The sequence below is a fragment of the Variovorax ginsengisoli genome (assembly GCF_030486595.1).
GTDB lineage: Bacteria > Pseudomonadota > Gammaproteobacteria > Burkholderiales > Burkholderiaceae_C > Variovorax > Variovorax ginsengisoli_B.
Window position 1 is genome coordinate 17,940 of the sequence record NZ_JAUJZH010000012.1, and the last position, 17,939, is coordinate 35,878.

The following is a 17,939-nucleotide window of genomic DNA, read 5'->3' on the forward strand; positions in this document are numbered from 1 at the left end:
CTCACTTGACCGCCCCGAGCGCCAGGCCGCGGACCAGGTGGCGCTGCATCAGCGCCATGAAGGCCATGATCGGCACCATGATGCCGATGGCGGCGGCGGCCGACAGCGACCAGTAGTTCAGGTCTTCGCCACCGTATTCGGCAATGGCGACGGGCAGGGTCTTGGTGTGCGGGCCGGTCAGCACCAGCGCAAACAGGAACTCGTTGTAGGCCAGCAGCAAGCTGAACAGCGCTGTCACCCAAAGGCCGGGCCGCACGATCGGTAGCACAACCCGGAAGAAGATCTGCCATTCGCTGGCGCCGTCGATGGCCGCCGCCTCGTCAATCTCTGACGGAACGTCGACGAAGAAGCTGTGCATCAGCCAGATCGTGAACGGCTGGTTGATCGCCACCAGGGCTAGCACCATGGCGGGATAGGTGTCGATCAGGTTGAGGAACTTGGCCAGCAGGAAGAATGGGATCGCCAGCAGCATGTGGGGGAACATGCGCAACGAGAGCAGGCCGAACAGGACGCCGCGCGCCGCCTTGCCCCGCATGCGCGACAGGCCGTAGGCGGCCATCGTGCCGATCGAGACGGAGACCACCACCGTGCTCACGGCGATGACGAGGCTATTGGCTAAATAGCGTGCGAAGCCCTTCTCCATCCAGACCTGCTGGTGGAACTCGAAGGTCGGCGTGAACACCAGCTTGGGTGGAATGGCGAAGGCGTCGATCGGCAGCTTGATGGAAGTGAGAAAAGCCCAGGCCACCGGGGTCAGCATCAACGCGGTGAACAGGCACAACGCCAGGAGCAGCAGCAGCTGCGACGTACGGGAGCGGTGGGTATTCATTCGGCGTTCTCCTTGCGGCGGCCCAGGATGAAGAGGAGAGTGGCGGCCAGCAGCAGGACGATCACCAGCGTCAGCACGCCGAGGGCCGAGGCCTTGCCCACCTGGAACAGGCGGAAGGCCAGGGCGTAGGTCTGCATGGTCAGCGTCTGCGTGGCGGAGCCCGGCCCGCCGGAAGTGAGCACGTAGATCGTGTCGAAGTAGCGGAAGGCGTCCATCATGCGCATCGTCAACACGAAGGCCACGATCGGGCGGATGGCCGGCAGCATGATCCGCAGAAGGATTTGCCGGTCGTTGGCGCCATCGAGCTGGGCCGCCTCGATCTGGCTCTGGTCCACCGTGTTGAGGCCGGCGTAGAGCACCAGGATCATGAAAGGCGTGAACTGCCAGGCATCGGCCAGCACGACCACGAGCCGGGCCCACATTGGGCTGCCCAGCCAGTCGGGGGCATAGACGCCCATGCCGGCGAGAACGGAGTCCAGCAATCCCCAGCGCCCCGCGAAGATCCACTTGAGGAACAACGCCGCCACAACCGGGGTGATGATGTGCGGCAGGAACATCAGCAGGTTGAGGGTGCGCACGCCGACCGTCAGCCGGTACAGGCCCCAGGCGACCGCCAGCCCGACGCAGAACTCCAGGCCCACGGCCGACACCACGATGCCGAGGGTACGTCCCAGCGCGCCCCAGAAGGCGGCATCGCCCAGCAGGTCCGTGTAGTTGCCCAGGCCCACGAACGTGCTGACGCCGCTGTCCAGGTAGTAGTTGAAGAAGCTGAGGTAGAGGGCGTACGCCAGCGGGAACAGCAGGATCAGGACGCAGACGACGGCGCTGGGCAGCAGGAAGGGCCAGAGCCGGCGAGGGTTGGCCGGTTTGCGGCGGCACGCCGCGCTGCCGTGCGCGCGCACGGCCTGATGGGTGATGACGGTGTCCACGCTCATCTTCCTTCAGGCCTCGAGGCGCCTGCCGCAGTCGGCGTCGAACAGGTGCGCCCGCGCAGGATCCGGCGCAAGCACGATCCGATGCCCAGGGGCGCAGTCGCTGCGGTCACGCACCGTGACGGTCACGTCGTGGCCAGCGCAGCGGCAATAGAGCTGGGTATCGGCGCCGGTCGGCTCCACCATCACGACCTCCACCGGCAGGCCGGTGTCGCCGAGGGCGCAATGCTCGGGTCGCAGGCCGTACAGGACCTTCTGTCCCTCCTGCACTCGTTGGCCGGGAGGCAGCGGCAGGCTGCCGCCCTCGAACTGCACCCGGTCGCCGTGAACCGTGCCGGGCAGCAGGTTCATGGCCGGGGAGCCGATGAAGGTGGCGACGAAGGTGTTGACCGGGCGGTCGTAGAGCTCCAGCGGCGCCCCGGCCTGCTCCACGACCCCGCCGCGCAGCACCACGATCTTATCCCCCATGGTCATGGCCTCGGTCTGGTCATGGGTCACGTAGACGGAGGTGGCCTTCAGGCGCCGGTGCAACTCGCGGATCTCAATGCGCATCTGCACGCGCAGCTTGGCATCGAGGTTGGACAGGGGTTCGTCGAACAGGAAGACCTGCGGGTTGCGCACGATCGCGCGCCCCATGGCGACGCGCTGGCGCTGTCCGCCCGAGAGCTGCCGGGGGAAGCGCTCCAGGTACGGGCCCAGGCCCAGGATACCTGCGGCGCGGTCCACCCGTTGCTCGATTTCGCGTTTCGGCTGCCGGGCGAGGCTGAGCGCGAAGGACATGTTCTCGCGCACCGACATGTGGGGGTAGAGCGCATAGTTCTGGAACACCATGGCGATGTCCCGGTCCTTGGGCGGGACTTCGTTGACCACCCGCGTGCCGATAGAGATCTCGCCCTCGTCGGCGTCCTCCAAGCCGGCGATCATCCGCAGCAACGTGGATTTGCCGCAGCCGGACGGGCCGACGAGCACGCAGAATTCGCCGTCCGCAATGTCGATGTCCACGCCCCGGATGACCTGGGTGCCGCCGAAGTGCTTTTCGATGCCGCTGATGTGTACGGATGCCATGTAGTGCCTGGGAACTTGTGGATTGCAGATCAGCGGTAGTAGCCGCGACCCTTGAGGTAGGCCTCGGTCTCGCCGGCAGCCTCGTCCATGGCCTGCTTGGTGGACATCTCGCCGGTGACAGCCTGCAGAATGCGGCGCGAGACGAATTCGCCTACCGCGTAGAACTCGGGCAGCGCGGGAAACGGGGTGCCGGTCTCGATGGCCTGCGCTGCCGCGGGGTAGAAGCGGTTCTTTGCGCGGAGCTCGGGGTCGTTGAGCAGCGCCTTGCGCGGCGGCACGAGCATGCCGGCTGCCTCGCGCATGTTGGCCTCGCGCGTCGCTGTGGCCATGATGCGGAATAGCTGGTCGGGGTCCTGCTTGCTGAAGGCGGAGATTGCATAGCCGTCGGCCAGCACGCGCGCATGGCCCTGCGGCATGGGCGCCCACTCGAACTTGCCGGCTGCGCGCGACTGCTTGGGGTCGTCCACCGAACGGGCGCGCGTCGCCCACTGCATGCCCATCGCCGCCGCGTCCTGCTGCAGGGCGATCGTGCACTCGTCGTTGGCCGCGGTAGCGAAGCCACGCTGCGCAGCCCGGGTCGACTCCTTCAGGGCCTCGATGGCACGCACACCAGCCTCGTTGTTGAAGATCGGCTTCCAGTTGCTGTCGAACCAGCCCTGGCCGATGGTGTTCATGTACCAATGGGCCTCGTTCATCGTCGCGTCGGTGGGCTTCAGGCAGCTGATCGCGCCGGCACGGGCCGGGGAATTGAGTGCCTTGGCGAGCGCCTGGTATTCCGCCACGCTCCTGGGCAAGGGCTTGCCTGCCGCGTCGAGCAGGTCCTTGCGGTAGTAAAGCATCATCACGTTGACCGTGCCAGGCAGGGCGTAGATGCGCCCGTTGTAGCTGCACATCTTCATCGCCGCGTCGGAGAAGTCGCCGAGGTTGAACTCATTCTTGTACTTGGCCCAGAGGTCGTCCAGCGGGCGCAGCCAGCCGTTGCGCGCATAGGAGGCGACGGAGGAGTCGATCACGTAGACGATGTCGAAGGTCGACGCCTTGGAGGACATTGCGATGGTGACGAGCTCACCCATCTTCTCGAAAGGCATCAGCTGCGCGTTGACGTCCACGCCCGGCAGCGCCGTCTTCATCTTGCCGGCCCAGAATTCCAGAGCCGGATAACGGTGGCTGATCAGTTGTATCTGGTCAGCCGCAAGCGCCGACCTAGGCAGGGCGATGGCACCTGCACCGAAAGTGGCCGCTGCTGCGGACAGACCTTTGAGCGCCCTGCGGCGCCCGGCATTCACGAGGCTCATTCTTGTCTCCTGTAGGGATCGGCCCTTTCATGGCGGGACCGGTGCAGAGAACTTTAGGGAACGGCTGCAGGGGGGTCAAACGACAATTTCTGGAGACTGGCAAGAGAAAAACTCAGGCACGTGCGCATACTGGCGGCCGCCTGCGGCGAGCAAGAGCGGCAGGCCATGGCAGCATGACTACGACCATCACCGCCCACACGGATCACTTGGTCACCTGACCCCCAGTGAGTTCGTCAAAAAGAGGTCAGATCAACAGGCCGAAAACCGCTCAACTCCAGTTTAGAACTAACCGGAAATGGGGGGACGTCATGACGATGACGGCCTACAACTTGACGCGCATGCGCTCGGTGGGACAACTCCGTCCGCAGGGGCTCTGAGGCAACCAGAGGCTCGAAAAACACCCTCAAATCAGCGACAACGGATCCCGAAATCGCTGCTTGCGGCACTATGTGAAAAGCAAATCTTCGCCGAAGCAGATGGCGCGCTTCGGAGGGGAGTATTTCCGAATCCTGCTAGGTTGCGCCCCGGATGGCCCACGCGAGCGAGCCGATTGCAGCACAGATGGCGATCCATCGCATGGCGCGAGAATCCCAAAGGGCGATCGCGAGCATGGTGCTGCCGCTCACCAATGAGCCAAGGGTAATCGGATCTCTCATCATCGATGCGCTCAATCGGCCATTTCCGCCAGGTTCACGTTCTGCGTCCACGCCATTGCCAACAGGTTCGCCGCGTTCACCTTCTCCGAGCTCATGAAGAGTGACTCGGCAAGCTGCGCTGCCTCGCTGGCATCGATCTCGCAGCATTCGGCCAAGGTGATGAAGGGGCCGTACAGACCTTCGCGCTTCAGGATCGCCAGTTGAATCGCTTCGGAAAGCTGGACCTTGTCCAGCACCTCTTCCAGGGACGCGCCAAGCAACTTGTCGATCAGCGAGAACATGCCGGCCACAAATAGACTGTCGGCCTCGTCGGGCGGCAGCGTCCCCTGGCCCATCAGCTCGACGAAGCGGCCGCGCTTGATCGCCTTCCTGGTCATGAACGCAGAACTGCCCTTGTTACTGGTCGCTAGCAGCAGCGCGAGCCATCGGAACAGTGGGGAGTAGCCGAACATGGCCACCGCGTGGCGGATCGATTTGATCTCGACGCCGATCCCCATGCCGGGAGAGTTGATGTAGCGCAGCAGACGGTAGGTGAGCACCGGGTCGTGTTTAAGAGCGGCTTCGATGACGCGCACGTCTTCGTTGCGCCGGATCACCTGCATCAGGCGGATGATGAGCATGGCTTCCGGCTGCAGGGCGACCCCCGCTTCAGCCCCGAGCGAGAGGGCTCCCCTGCCATCCACGAGGACGTCTACGCGGCGTGCGGCGCAGGCGCCGAAGTCCTGCCAGCTCGCCATGCGCGTGGCGATGGGTTGAAAGGCAGGCGCCCCCAATGATGGGCTCTGGATGCTCGCGACGAGTTCGGCATGGCCGTCGACTACGTCCACATGGGTGACGATGGCGCGGATCTCCGGATCTTCGGGCAGCGAAGCGGCGCCGCGCAGCATGACGCCGAAACCCTTCGCGCGAAGCAGAAGTAGCATGGCGCGCGTGCCTTCATCCATCAGCTCGTCGAGGCCCATGCACAAGACGAAGTTCTTGGGCGGCAGGTCGGTTTGCCACTCGTCCAGAAGAAGGCCTTCGGCCGTCACGTCGAGAAGGATGAGGAGTTCACCCATGCGCCAGCCGGCCTTGGGGTCGTTGAGGTTCCTCGCGATGCAGGAAACGAGTGCCTTCAAGTTGTCGATAGCACTCGGCTCGCCGTGCTGTGAAGCCGGACGCCAGGCGAGTCTGTAGCCCCTGACACGTTTTTTCCCGTCCAGAAGCACCGCGTAGGTGATGAAGCCGGTGTCGAGCTTGGGTGCGAGCGCTGCGCACGGATCGATCGTCTCGGGATCGTTGGCCATGGCTGCGCTTGCGCCATCGCCCAGGGTGATGAGCCTCGAGCCTGCGCGCCGGAAGAAATCAACTAGCAATGTCCTGCCTCCATACGAATCCCGTGGGACGCGGCCTTCCTGGCCGCCCTCGTTCTGGTCAATGCGATCGATTGTTGGCGCTCAGGCCCTTGCCGAACAGGGTCAGATCACCTGCATTTGAGCGGACCAGTTCAACTCGGTAGCGTGACGCTGGAGCTGCAAATCCGGGCTAGGAGTCAGCGCGGCACCGCAAAGATGAGTGGTGTCAGGTAGCAGAAGTGAATGCCGATCTTGAGCAGACGGCTGGAGGATTGGTGCCGCGCGCTCTACTCGGTTAATGGAACCTACTACTTGGCCCCAGTTACGATGAGCACGCGCCAGCGCGAGGACATCTGGGGTACCGCAGATTTCTCGAACTAAACATGTCAGGAAGGGGCGCGCGCCGCTGGTCAGATAGGTCGGATTTCTCCGCCCGCGCTTGAAATTGAGCGGCACAACGGAATGTCCGGTCCTGGTCGCATTCTGCCCGTCAAGCTCGCTTCGCTGTGAGCTCTTCGCCCGGACGGCGGAGCCTAAAAGTTCGCCGTCGTGGTGGTGTGGTACCCGGTGAGCCTGCCGCCTTGCGTCGCCTCAGCGCCGCGAGCCTTCCTGGTTGACAACAGCAGTGTCGCGGCCGCCGCTCCGAACAGCGCTAGCAGGCTCCAGGCGCCGAACGCATAGACCAAGCAAACCGGCATGAGGACAGCAAGAATGAGAAGAAGTAGCCTGAGCATGGGTCTCAGTTTGCCTGCCTAAGGCCGTGTTGCGTCGTGAAGAAGTGGACGCGCGGCACAGAAAGTGGCCGAACGGCGGAGGAGCGGGCCGGAGGTCCGCTTCTATGAGGACTTGTTTGTCAAGCGGCGTCGGTCAACATATCGATGGATGGTATTTCATGATGGCCTCTGCACTGCATTGAGTCTACGGACAGGACTTGGCTCAAGAGATGCCAACCGGGTCCAAGGTCGGGGCGTGACGAGCGTTCGAGCCACTGCTCGGACGAGCTTCTATCCGTGCACGGTGTGGATGCCGTGCACCTCATGCAGCATGCGCGCGAAGCGCAATGGCAACCCCAGTTATCGACGCACCCCATCTTTTTGGACGGTCACTGTGCGGTGACCCGCGGACCTTCCGGGCGCGTCGACCTTTGACCATCAATGTGCTCCTTGCCTAGCCGTGTGGGAGTCAGAATCGCTCGCGTTGCTTCAGGCACCGGCCGGCTTCAACACCGCACCGGCTGGAATCTCCCCATGCTCGAGGTATCGCCACTGCGCGATGGCCAGGCGCCGGGCCAATGCCACGATGCCCACGCGTCGCATGCGCTTGCCACTGCCGGCGAAGCGGCGGTTGAACCACTGCGTCAACGCGCTGTCAGGCTGCACGCGCAGCCAGCCCCAGGCGAGTTCGACCAGCAACGCCCGCGCTCGCCTGTTGCCCGCCTTGCTGATGCCTTGCTCTATCTTGCTGCCGCCGCTGTCATAGGGCGTGGGCACCAGACCCAGTGAGCCAGCCAGTTCGCGCCGGTTGGCAAAGCGCCGCCAGCCGAAGAGCTCCTTGTCCAGCACCCAGGCCGTTTTGAGACCGATGGCGCGCAGCTGAGTCAGGTGCGCCACCACCGGCTGCTTGCCGGTTTCGACCTCCAGACGCCGTTCAGCTTCCAGCGCCTTCACCTGCTGCTTGACCAGCGACAGCCGCGCGCTTTCGCGTTCGAGTTCGGCACGCGACACAGGCGGCACTTCCTCGCGATGACGCTCCCACCAGCTTGCCCAATCACGCCCGCCGATGACGGCGTTCGGACGCAAGTTGTGCAGCACGAGCAGCGAGCCGATGCGGTTCATGTGTGCGGTGCGCTCCGTCGTCAGCCGGGCGAGTTCGCGATGCGTGCGGCGCGCGTCTTCGTCCTCGGGCGTCGGTTCGCGCAACACCGACCAGACGCGTTCGCCACCGTGGTGGCGCAGCAGCATGGCCAGCAGCTTGTCGCGGGTCGGAGGGGCGTCGCGTCGGTCGTCGCGGTGAGTGCTCCCTCCGACGAGAGGGCGAAGTGGGAGCCGGGAGGCGGAGGGCTCCTTCGCAATCTCATGTAAACCTCTTCGGGGCACGAAGGCGAGGCTCCCAACCGTCAGGTAGGGATGTCAAGGTACCTTAGTGTCGCAAACCCGTGGTGAGCGGCCAAAAACTGTCGCAGGCTCACCAAAGTTGCGTCACCAAAAGCCGGCAACTCGTTGCCAGGTAGGACGGGTCAAGCGTGGATTTGCTGTCGCATGACAACACAATGTTCGTGCGACACGGTAGATGCGCCGGTGCGGACACTATTTGCTCGCCGTTTCCCGCCCGCATCATGAGATTGCGAGTTTCCGACCTGTCGGGCTGGGGGCCGCGGCAGCCCCGACAAGTCGTTGCGGCCCGCTGTCATCGACAGCCGGTCGACTACTGGCTCAGGCGGAGGATGTGAGGAGCAGGGCAGAGCAGCGAAAGGGCACGGCGGGCAGAATGCAGCGGACAGCCGAATTCGGGCCAGGAACAGACGTTCGCCACAGTCTGCATTCAAGCGCGGGCCGATTCCAGCGCCGCCGCTATTTCACTCTTTTCCGAGTCACTTGGGCGAGGGCGCATCTGCCAAGGCCGGATCTTCGAACGCGATCTCGCCATCCACCACCGTCAGCAGGCTTCTCGTGGCGGGCAGCGCCGGTAGAGGGGCGGTCAGGATGTCCTGCGAAAGCAGCGCCAGGTCGGCTGCCATGCCGACTCCGATGCGCCCCTTGCTGCGCTCTTGCTTCTCCGCGAAGGCCGCACCGGCCGTGTAGGCGAGCAAGGCTTGCTCGCGCGACAGCGCCTCGCGTGGGGATGCGGCGTAGGCGGTGGCCAGCATGATGTTGAGGAAGGGGTTGGCTTCCTCGGCCCCTCCGTCCGACCCCAGCGCGACCGGCACGCCGGCTGCCAGCAGGCTCTTGAGCATCGAATGCGGTTCGGTAGGCCGTCGCGGTGCGCCGGCAGGCGGAAAGTGCGTCGGGTTCTGGATAACGACGACGCCGAGTCGCGCCGCCTGCGCAAGCGTGTCGTCGCGGATGCCGTCGCCGTGTTCGATGCGAACACGCTTCTCCCGCCACGCCTCCGCGGAGGCCAGCGATTCCATCATGGCAAGAACGCGATCGGTTTCGGCATCTCCGACGACGTGCAGCGCTATTTGCCCGGGCCGGCGCAATGCGGTCTGCAGGATCTCGCGCACCTGCGCATCGCTGTGGTTGGAGCGGCCGCGCCAGTCCGGGCGCCCGGCATAGGGTTCGCGCTGCAGCGCGTTCTGCTCGAGCGGCGTACCGTCGAGCATCCATTTCGGGCCGTCGATGCGAACCCGTGGCGGCAAGGTCTTCGGTGCCTCGTCCATCGCAGCCCATGCACCGGCAATGCTGGGCACCGCGCCGGTCGCCCACGAATAGACCGTCCACTTCTGCGGGGTCTTTGCTTTCGCCAGCGTGTCCAGCGTGACCTCCAGCGTCTTGCCGCTGTTCATCAGGTGGATGCTGGTCACCCCCCAACGCGCATAGCGTTGTGCCGCAGCCTGGAACGACAGTGCCAGCTTTGCCGGATCGTTCGGCGTCGCGCGGACTTCGGGCACGGGCGACGCGCCCTCGTCGGCCCGGCCGTTGAGCCGTCCGCTGGCGTCACGGCCCCATTGGCCACCGATCGGGTCGGCCACGTCCTCTGCGATGCCGATGCGCTGCAAGGCGGCGCTGTTGACGATCGCCGTGTGCCCCCAGAAGCCGCGCAGAAGCACGGGCCTGTCTGGCGCCACGGCATCGAGCGCCATCCGCCAGTTGCGTTGGTCGCGGGCAACGAGCGGGCCGATCCAGGCGCTGATCCAGCCGCCGGGCGTCTTTGCCGCGGCGGCGACGGCGGCCAGGGCCTGTTCGGCCGTCGGTCCGGGAAACGGCAGGCCCGGCATTGGCAGGGGTGCCGAGGGCAGCGTGCTGCCCAGGTGGACATGGGATTCGATCAGGCCCGGGGTGGCGAGCCGGCCACCGGCGTCGATGACGCGTGTGGCAGGCCCTGCCAGCGCGCGAACTTCAGCATTGCCGCCAACGGCGCTGAACTGGCCGTCCTCGATCGCCATGGCTTCGGCCCGGGGCCGCGCGGGGTCGGCGGTGAAGACGTTGGCATTGATGATGACCAGCGATGGCGCGGCGAAGGCGGCCTCGCTCAAGAGCAGGGCCAAGGCAAGGAGGGCGTGGCGCTTGGAGTGCATGACGGGTGCTCGAAGAATGTCGAAGCCCGGACGATTGACCAGCGGCCCGGAAAAGTCCCGATCGGATCGCGAAAACGGACGAAATCACCCGAAGCGCAGGTGGGCGCGCGCAGAATGGTCCGCGCGCGTTCCTGCGCAAGGGCACAGCTTGGATCGAGCCGCACAGGATTCCATCGTCATGCCGACCCGCCTGCAGGTCGCTGGCTTTGTCGTCGACTTCGCCCAGGAGGCAATCTTCGATGCTGCCGGCCGGCCGGTCGAACTGCGGCCGCAGGCGTTTCAGGTCTTGCGACACCTGGCCCGAAGCGCGGGGCGACTGGTCACCAAGGACGAGCTCATGGCCGCCGTCTGGCCGGAGGTCGTTGTCACCGACGATTCGCTCGTCCAGGCAATCGGCGACATACGCCGCGCCCTCGGCGACGCCGGTCATCGCCTGGTGAAGACGGTGCCGCGCCGCGGCTACATGCTGAGGGCGGCCGCCATGGCTGATGACACCTCGAGCCAGAACGCCGGAGTCACGGGTACTTCGTCGAGACCCGCGCGCCGTTGGCTGGCCCTGGGCAGCGTGGCCATCTTGCTGCTGGGCGTGGTCGTGTTCTGGCAAGAGCGCGTTCGAACCGACGCGTCCGGGGCGGTAGACGATCCCGGCGGGCCGCCGTCGATCGCGGTGCTCGCGTTCAAGGGCCCGCCCGGCGATGCCGACGGCGCGGTCCTCGCCCGCAACGTGGCGGCGGACCTGGTGTCCGAGCTGGCGCGCAGTCCCAACCTGCGCGTCGTCTCGAGCCAGTCGAGCTTCCAGTTCGCCGAAGGCAAGACGCCGTTGGCAGAGATCGGCAGGCGCCTCCGCAGCCGGCATATCGTGGACGGCAAGGTGCGGCGCGAAGGCGAGCAGTTGCGGATGGGCGTCGAGTTGCTCGACAGCCAGGACGGTCGGATCGTCTGGTCAGCCTCCGACGTGGTCGATCGCGCCGAGCTCGGCGCCGCGCAGCTGGCTCTGGTGGGCCGCATCGCCGGTACGCTGCAGGCGAAGGTGGCCGCGACCGAGCAGCGGCGTGCGCTTGCGCAGCCGCCGAAGACGCTCGACGCCTATGTGCTGGTGGCGCATGGGAGGGCCATGATGGTGCGGTACAACGCCGACGGCATCCGCGCGTCGCGGCGCCATTTTTCCGATGCCATCGCGATCGATCCCGACTACGCAGCCGCATGGGCGTTTCTTGGCATCGCCAACACGGTCGACATCGGTCTGCACCTGACGGGTGAGTGGGACGGGCGGCGCGTCGACGAAGTGCTAGGCCAGATCAGACGCGCGATCGAGCTGCAGCCGGGCCTGCCGGTTGCCTATGTCGCCCTGTCGCAGGCACAGAGCCGCGCAGGAGACCTCGATGCCGCGCTCGCCGCTGCGCAGCAGGCTTGCCGGCTCAGTCCGAACGATGCCGAATGCCTCTACATCCTCGGCGCGGCACATCTCCAACTCGGCCAGATCGAACCTGCACTCTCAAACCTGGAGCAGGCGATGAACCGAAACCCGCTACCACCGGCGTATCTCCCGGCTTTCTATGCCACCGCGCTGTGGGCGAATCGACGCTTCGAGGAAGCAATCCGCGCGGCCGACGACTGCCTGACGCGGGCGCCGGACTTCTGGCGTTGTCGTCAGGACCGGATCGCCGCCCTGGTCGAACTCGATCGCCTGCCCGAAGCGCGGAAGGAGGCGGCACTGCTGCAGGCGAAGGTTCCGCGCATAGGGAGCGAATGGTTCGGGTCGACATTCGGCGACCGCGCCGCATCCCTGCGCGAGCGACGCGTCACTGCAGCGCGGTCGGCAGGCATTCCGGACACGCCCACAGTTGCGCAATAGGAAGCTTGATCGGCCCAGGAGCATCGTCGAGGGTCGCGTCCCATTCCGTGGTGTAGGTCCACAGCCCGGAGAAGGCTGAGCTGCACGGTACTCAGCGTGCCACTGCGGACAGCCGAGTGGGCGCAGTGTCGCTCAAAGCCGATGGCGGCCGAGACCATGCGCCGTTGCGCCTTGCCGGCATGAGCCAGTGCGTTGCGCATGAAGTGCACCCGGCAACGCTGCCAGGTGGCCTTGAGCACCTTCGCAGCCGCTGCCTTGATGCCTTCGTGGCTGTCGCTGATCACGAGCTTCACGCCGCGCAGTTGCCGCGCAGCGAGTGAAAGACTTACACCACTTCCTGGGACCTCGACTTTCCGCTGTCTCCGATGTGAACCTTGCGTGCAGGCGAACGATCGCGGCCGCTGCGGGGGGCCGGCGTGTTTCTGCGCCAACGGGGAGGTGCCACGCGCGTGGGCCGTTTGCCAAGATGTCCCGTTCGAGCTTGTAGTGGTTCTTGGGGTCGTCGTACGTTCGTGCATGTATGGACCCTGTCGAACTTCGAGCAATGCACTCCTCTTGCGTACCAGTAGGTTTTCGTCCGTCAGATCTACATGAAGGATTTCTCGATCATGTCGGGCCCCTGTTCATGAAATCGACGGACGCCCAATCCAGCGGTTTTGTGCTGGCTTTTCGTGCCGAGTCGCGGCATGCGAACAGATATGGGGTAGTTCACGGCGGCATGCTGGCAACGCTTGCAGATGTCGCCATTGGCGCCAACTTGGCCCGGACCGGAGAAAGCGTGGAGACAACGCTGACCCTCAATCTCAAGCTCGACTACATCGCCGCCGGGCGTCTAGGGGATTGGATTGAAGCCCATGTCGCACTCACGAAGGAGCGGGGCCGCGTGCGTTTCGGAGAGTGCGAAATTCGTTGCGCCGGTCAACCGCTGGTGCGCGCGAGCGCGGTTTTCTACGTGCCGCCGTCTGCATGGATCTGCTGAGCTTTCCGGATAGGGGAAAGCGACAGGTTCACATCGTGAACGATTCGCCGTATTGCGCTGGCATCGTGCAGTCGCCGGACGCGCCTGCCACCTTGGCGCATGCAGCGTTCCAGCGCGTGCTGGCGATCGACTTCGAAGGCACCTATGCGTGCTGCGCGGAGTCGGCAGCGCGATGGCGCAACGTGGCCGCGGGGCGATCGTCAACATCGCGTCGGTCGCCGGCATGCGCTCGATGCCGCTGCATGCCTACTCGCCCGCCAAGGCCGCCGTGATTTCGCTCGGCGAGTGCCTCGCCGGCGAATGGGGCCGGGCCGGGGTGCGGGTCAACACCGTGTCGCCGGGCTATACAGTCACCGCGGCGCTGCAGGGGCAGATCGACCTCGGTCTGCGCGACCCCGGGAAGCTCAAGGCCAACAGCGCCCTGGGATGCCTGATCGCGCCCTCGGACATCGCGCGTGCCGTGGCCTTCCTGCTGTCGGACCAGGCCGGCGTGATCACCGGGATCAATCTGCCGGTCGATGCGGGCTGGCTGGTCGCCGGTTCATGGAGCACCTTCGGCGGGGTCCGTGCCGCGGCTTCAGCCTGAGCGATGCCCTTCTTCATTCACACAACCAGAGACGTCCATGAAATTCTCTTTCCTCCTGAGGCTGGCAGGCGCTGCATTGGCCGCCGGCACGGTGCTCGCGCCAGCGCATGCCCAGAGCTATCCCAACCAGCCCGTGCGCTGGGTGGTGCCATACCCCGCCGGCGGCGGCACCGACGTCGTGGCCCGCATGCTGGGCCAGTCGATGGGGCAGGCGCTGGGCCAGTCGATGCTGATCGACAACAAGCCCGGCGCCGGCACCATGATCGGCGGCGACCTGGTCGCCAAGGCCAAGGCCGACGGCTACACCGTCGGCACGGTCGACACCTCGACCGTCGCCCTCGCGCCCCATCTCTATGCCAAGGTGCCCTACAAGGCGGAGCAGGATTTCGCCTTCATTGGCGGCACCACGCGCTTTCCGTTCGTTCTGGTGGTCAACCCGGACGTACCGGCCAGGACTCTGCAGGAATTGCTCGCGCTCGCGCGCAAGACGCCGGGCGGACTGAAGTACTCTGCACGTGCCGTACAAGGGCGACGCGCCGGCGCTGCAGGCACTGATCGCCGGTGACATCGACATGTACCTGGTCAACACGGCCGCCAGCCTGCCGCACATCCGCTCCGGGCGACTGCGGCCGATCGCGCTGTCGATGACCAAGCGCAGTGCCGTGCTGCCCGACGTGCCGACCTTCGCGGAGGCCGGCGTGCCCGATTTCGAATCCTACTCCTGGCAAGGACTGGCGGCGCCCGCCGGCACGCCACCTGCGGTGGTCGCCCGCCTGAATCGCGAACTGAACCAGTCACTGGCGTCGGCCGACATCCGCAAGAAGCTGGATGAGCTCGGCATCGAGCCCTCGCCGACCACGCCCGATGAGTTCAGTGCACTGGTCAAGTCCCAGGCGGCCTTGTGGGGCGGCGTGATTCGAGCAGCCAACATCAAGCTGGAGGAATGAGCGCGTGCCTTATCCCGAACTGAAGGACAGGGTGGTTCTCATCACCGGTGGCGCGAGCGGGCTGGGGCTGGCCGCCGGCGAGGGCTTTGCGCGCGAGGGCGCAGCGGTGGTGCTGGCCGACCTGCGCGCCGACCGCGCGGTCGCTGAAGCGGCGCGCCTGGGGACGCGGCACATGGGACTCGGGGGCGATGTCGCCGACGAAGCCGACGTCCAGTTCCTGGTCTCAGCCGCGCTGGAGCAATTCGGGCGGCTCGATGTGCTGATCAACAGCGCAGGCATCCCGGACACCTTCCAGCCCACCGTCGACCAGGACGCCGCCGACTTCCGCCGACTGGTCGACGTCCATCTGGCGGCACCTACATGATGTGCAAGGCGGCAGCGCCCCACATGCTGCGCCAGGGGCGCGGCGCGATGATCAACCTGAGTTCCATCGCCGGTGTGCTGGGTCTTGCGCGCCGCAACGCCTACAGCGCCGCCAAGGCCGGCATCGGGATGATGACCCGCACGCTGGGTTGCGAATGGGCATCGCAAGGCGTCCGGGTCAATGCCATCGCGCCCGGCTACATGCTGACGCCATTCATGCAGCGGCTGGTCGACGAAGGCAAGCTCGACGCCGACCAGGTTCGGCGCCGCACCCCGGCAGGCCGACTGGGCAGTGCACGGCACATTGCCGACGCGATGCTCTTCCTGGCCTCCGACGGCGCCGAGTTCATCACCGGCGCGACCCTGCCCGTGGACGGCGGCTACATGGCATGGGGAGCCGTGGGCGACGCCTACGACGGGCCGCTCGACTGAGGATGCGAGCGACCGGACCGATTCGTGCAACGAGACTGGAACCATGATCTACGAAGAACGCAACTACAGCTTCGCGCCACTCAACTTCCGCCCTTTCCTGCGGCTTTTCGAGGACGAGGGGCTGGCCCTCACTTGCGCGCACCTCGGGCAGCTGGTCGGCTACTTCACGGCCGAGACCGGGGCGCTGAACACGGCGGTGCACATCTGGGCCTTCGAGGACCTGGCCGATCGGGAGCGCCCGCGCGCCGCCATGTGGAGCGATCCCGAGTGGCTCGCCTACTCCGCCAAGGTGCTGCCGTGGATCGTGCGCATGGAGAATCGACTCCTCAAGCCCACCGGGTTTTCTCCGCTGCAGTGATCGATGGCGTCTGGTGAAATCGCATCCACCATGCAACTTCTGGCCGTCGATGCCGACACCCCCAAGACTTCGAAGGCGGCGTCCGACGCCCCCGTGCGCGGCACCCAGAGTGTCAGGCGGGCACTCCAGCTTCTGCGCTGCGTGGCCAAGTACAACGACGAAGGCGTGAAACTCGCGCAACTGGTGCGTGACGAGGGGCTGGACCGCATCACGACCTACCGGTTGATGACCTGTCTGGTCGAAGAGCAGTTCGTCGATCGCGACGGCGAGCAACTCTACCGGCTTGGGCCGCAAGCCGTGCTGCTGGGTTCATTGCTTCCGCAACCCACGCCATTGCTGAGACGCTTCGTCCCCGTGATGAAGCGCATCGGGCGCATCGGCGGCGACACGGTGTTCCTCATGATGAGGCAGGGCGACCTCGTCTACTGCGCGCACCGGGAGGAGGGCAGTTCGCCGATCAAGATCCTGACCACCAGCATCGGGCAGCGGCGCCTGATCGGCACCGGCACCGGCGGCACGGCGGTGCTCGGCTTCATGGACAAGGCCGAGATTGCCGGCACCTACGCGCGCAATGCTGCAGCCTACGCGCAGAACCCGATCGACGAGGACATGCTGCAGGCGAGGTCCACGGCCGTGCGTGAGCAAGGTTGCGCGCTGGTGTTCGACGCCTTCGGCGAGGTCGGCGTGGCAGGCTTCGGAATGGCCTTCCGGATGGGCGAGCACGGCATGGGCGCGATCAGCATTGCCACGCTGACCGCGCGCTTCGGCTTCGAGCGCCAGCACAAGAGCGCCAGATGTTCGAGACCGAACTGCGCGGCCTGGGTCTTGGCGCCTGAATCAGGGCGCCGCCGAGCTTCTCAATCGGCACGCAGCGGACGGTAGAAGGCGCGGATCTCCGCCGCCAGCGCTTCCGGTTCTTCCATCGCTGCGAAATGGCCGCCAGCCGGCATCACGCTCCAGCGGCGAATGTCCGTGAAGGTGCGCGCGGCGAGCGAGCGCGGCGGCCGGACGATCTCCTTGGGGAACTCGCAATAGCCCATCGGCACGCCGACGGTCTCGCCGTCCGGAATCGGCCACGGCCCGTGCTGCCGCGCGTAGTACGGCCAGAACGACGAGCCGATGGCACCCGTGAACCAGTACAGCGAGACGTTGGCAAGAATCTCGTCCTTCGAGAAGGCGGACTCGATGTCTCCATTGCAATCGGACCAGGCGCGCATCTTCTCGACGATCCAAGCGGCAAGCCCCACGGGTGAATCGGTCAATGCGAAGGCCAGCGTCTGGGGCCGCGTTCCCTGCTGTGTGCTGTAGCCGGTCTCCTCGCTGAGCCAGCGATCGAGATCGATCCGATACCGCCGCGCGGCGTCATCGTCGTCAACCAATGCGGCTGGATCACGGCGCAGCGGCAGCAGGTTCAGGTGCACGCCGATCGTTCTCTCGGCATGCACCAGCCCCAAACGCGCCGAAATCGATGCCCCCCAGTCGCCACCCTGCGTGGCGAAACGACGATACCCAAGGGTTTGGCTCATCAGCGACGCGAACGCGTCGGCGATTTGTTCGACCGAGAAGCGTGGCTGTCCGGGTGCGAAGGACAGGCCGTAGCCGGGCAGACTGGGGGCCACGACCGTGAAGGCATCGGCGGGGTCGCCGCCGAAGCGCGCCGGGTCCGCCAGGCGCGGAATGAGGTCCATGAACTCGAAAATCGAACCTGGCCAACCATGCGACAGCAACAAGGGCATCGGACGCGGGCCGACGCCTGGCACATGCAGATAGCGCAGGTCGATCCCCGCCAGCGGCACGCTGAACAGCGGCCAGGCGTTCAGCCGCGCCTCCTGTGCACGCCAGTCGAATTCGTGAAGCCAGTGGGCGATGAGCCCGCGCATCCACGCAAGGTCCGTCCCGTAGGCCCAGGGTTCGCCCGGCGCCTGGTCGGGCAGACGCGTGCGCGCCAGCCGCTCGCGGAGATCGGTGATCGCGGCTTCAGGAACATGCAGTTGGAAAGGGGTGGGGGTCATGGCATCTCCGCGTTGGCTCCTGGCGTCGACTATCTTCCGGGTCCGGGGGGCGAGCGGCC

Annotated in this window: 13 protein-coding genes and 3 pseudogenes; 7 read left to right on the forward strand and 9 right to left on the reverse strand. The window is 65.8% G+C overall.

Annotated elements, in window-relative coordinates; translation table 11 throughout:
- Position 1: 1 nt before the first annotated feature.
- The 7 genes from QZH52_RS17400 to QZH52_RS17430 form a co-directional block, all read right to left on the reverse strand.
- Positions 2-829, reverse strand: coding sequence for a carbohydrate ABC transporter permease (locus tag QZH52_RS17400; RefSeq protein ID WP_301811286.1), 828 nt, complete (start codon positions 827-829; stop codon positions 2-4).
- Complete coding sequence (locus tag QZH52_RS17405; protein WP_301811289.1) at positions 826-1,758, reverse strand: carbohydrate ABC transporter permease; 933 nt, start codon at positions 1,756-1,758, stop codon at positions 826-828. Before QZH52_RS17405 ends, QZH52_RS17400 begins: the two co-directional genes overlap by 4 nt.
- Positions 1,759-1,770: 12 nt before the next feature.
- Complete coding sequence (locus QZH52_RS17410; protein WP_301811292.1) at positions 1,771-2,826, reverse strand: ABC transporter ATP-binding protein; 1,056 nt, start codon at positions 2,824-2,826, stop codon at positions 1,771-1,773.
- Between the two features lie 29 nt (positions 2,827-2,855).
- Entirely contained in the window at positions 2,856-4,121 is a 1,266-nt protein-coding gene (locus QZH52_RS17415; RefSeq protein ID WP_301811294.1) for an extracellular solute-binding protein, read from the reverse strand.
- Positions 4,122-4,788: 667 nt separating this feature from the next.
- Complete coding sequence (locus QZH52_RS17420) at positions 4,789-6,063, reverse strand: EAL and HDOD domain-containing protein (RefSeq protein WP_301811296.1); 1,275 nt, start codon at positions 6,061-6,063, stop codon at positions 4,789-4,791.
- A 1,250-nt stretch (positions 6,064-7,313) separates the two neighbouring features.
- On the reverse strand, positions 7,314-8,207 hold the full coding sequence (locus QZH52_RS17425) for an IS110 family RNA-guided transposase (RefSeq protein WP_301811298.1): 894 nt from the start codon (positions 8,205-8,207) through the stop codon (positions 7,314-7,316).
- 494 nt (positions 8,208-8,701) lie between these two features.
- Positions 8,702-10,348 (reverse strand): amidohydrolase, encoded by a 1,647-nt coding sequence (locus QZH52_RS17430; RefSeq protein WP_301811301.1) that lies wholly within the window; start codon positions 10,346-10,348, stop codon positions 8,702-8,704.
- A gap of 178 nt (positions 10,349-10,526) precedes the next feature.
- Here QZH52_RS17430 and QZH52_RS17435 point away from each other — a divergent pair, with 178 nt between their 5' ends.
- Entirely contained in the window at positions 10,527-12,203 is a 1,677-nt protein-coding gene (locus QZH52_RS17435) for a winged helix-turn-helix domain-containing tetratricopeptide repeat protein (protein WP_301811304.1), read from the forward strand.
- A 140-nt stretch (positions 12,204-12,343) separates the two neighbouring features.
- On the opposite strand, the pseudogene QZH52_RS17440 reads toward QZH52_RS17435, so the two are convergent.
- Positions 12,344-12,520 (reverse strand): annotated as a pseudogene (locus tag QZH52_RS17440) (transposase); the annotation flags it as partial.
- Between the two features lie 308 nt (positions 12,521-12,828).
- Between QZH52_RS17440 and QZH52_RS17445 the strand changes: the two are divergent.
- The 6 genes and pseudogenes from QZH52_RS17445 to QZH52_RS17470 all read left to right on the forward strand — a co-directional run bounded on the left by QZH52_RS17445 (position 12,829) and on the right by QZH52_RS17470 (position 16,750).
- A complete protein-coding gene (locus QZH52_RS17445) occupies positions 12,829-13,182 on the forward strand; it encodes a PaaI family thioesterase (RefSeq protein WP_301811308.1) in 354 nt (117 codons plus the stop codon).
- A 148-nt stretch (positions 13,183-13,330) separates the two neighbouring features.
- Complete coding sequence (locus QZH52_RS17450) at positions 13,331-13,768, forward strand: SDR family NAD(P)-dependent oxidoreductase (RefSeq protein ID WP_301811312.1); 438 nt, start codon at positions 13,331-13,333, stop codon at positions 13,766-13,768.
- 226 nt (positions 13,769-13,994) lie between these two features.
- Positions 13,995-14,715, forward strand: a pseudogene (locus QZH52_RS17455) (Bug family tripartite tricarboxylate transporter substrate binding protein).
- A gap of 31 nt (positions 14,716-14,746) precedes the next feature.
- Positions 14,747-15,510: pseudogene (locus QZH52_RS17460) on the forward strand (SDR family NAD(P)-dependent oxidoreductase).
- A gap of 43 nt (positions 15,511-15,553) precedes the next feature.
- Positions 15,554-15,868, forward strand: a complete 315-nt coding sequence (locus QZH52_RS17465) for an NIPSNAP family protein (protein ID WP_301811313.1) — start codon at positions 15,554-15,556, stop codon at positions 15,866-15,868.
- 30 nt (positions 15,869-15,898) lie between these two features.
- A complete protein-coding gene (locus QZH52_RS17470) occupies positions 15,899-16,750 on the forward strand; it encodes an IclR family transcriptional regulator (RefSeq protein WP_301811315.1) in 852 nt (283 codons plus the stop codon).
- Here QZH52_RS17470 and QZH52_RS17475 read toward each other — a convergent pair.
- On the reverse strand, positions 16,726-17,880 hold the full coding sequence (locus QZH52_RS17475) for an epoxide hydrolase family protein (RefSeq protein WP_301811317.1): 1,155 nt from the start codon (positions 17,878-17,880) through the stop codon (positions 16,726-16,728). The genes QZH52_RS17470 and QZH52_RS17475 overlap by 25 nt on opposite strands.
- Positions 17,881-17,939: the final 59 nt, after the last annotated feature.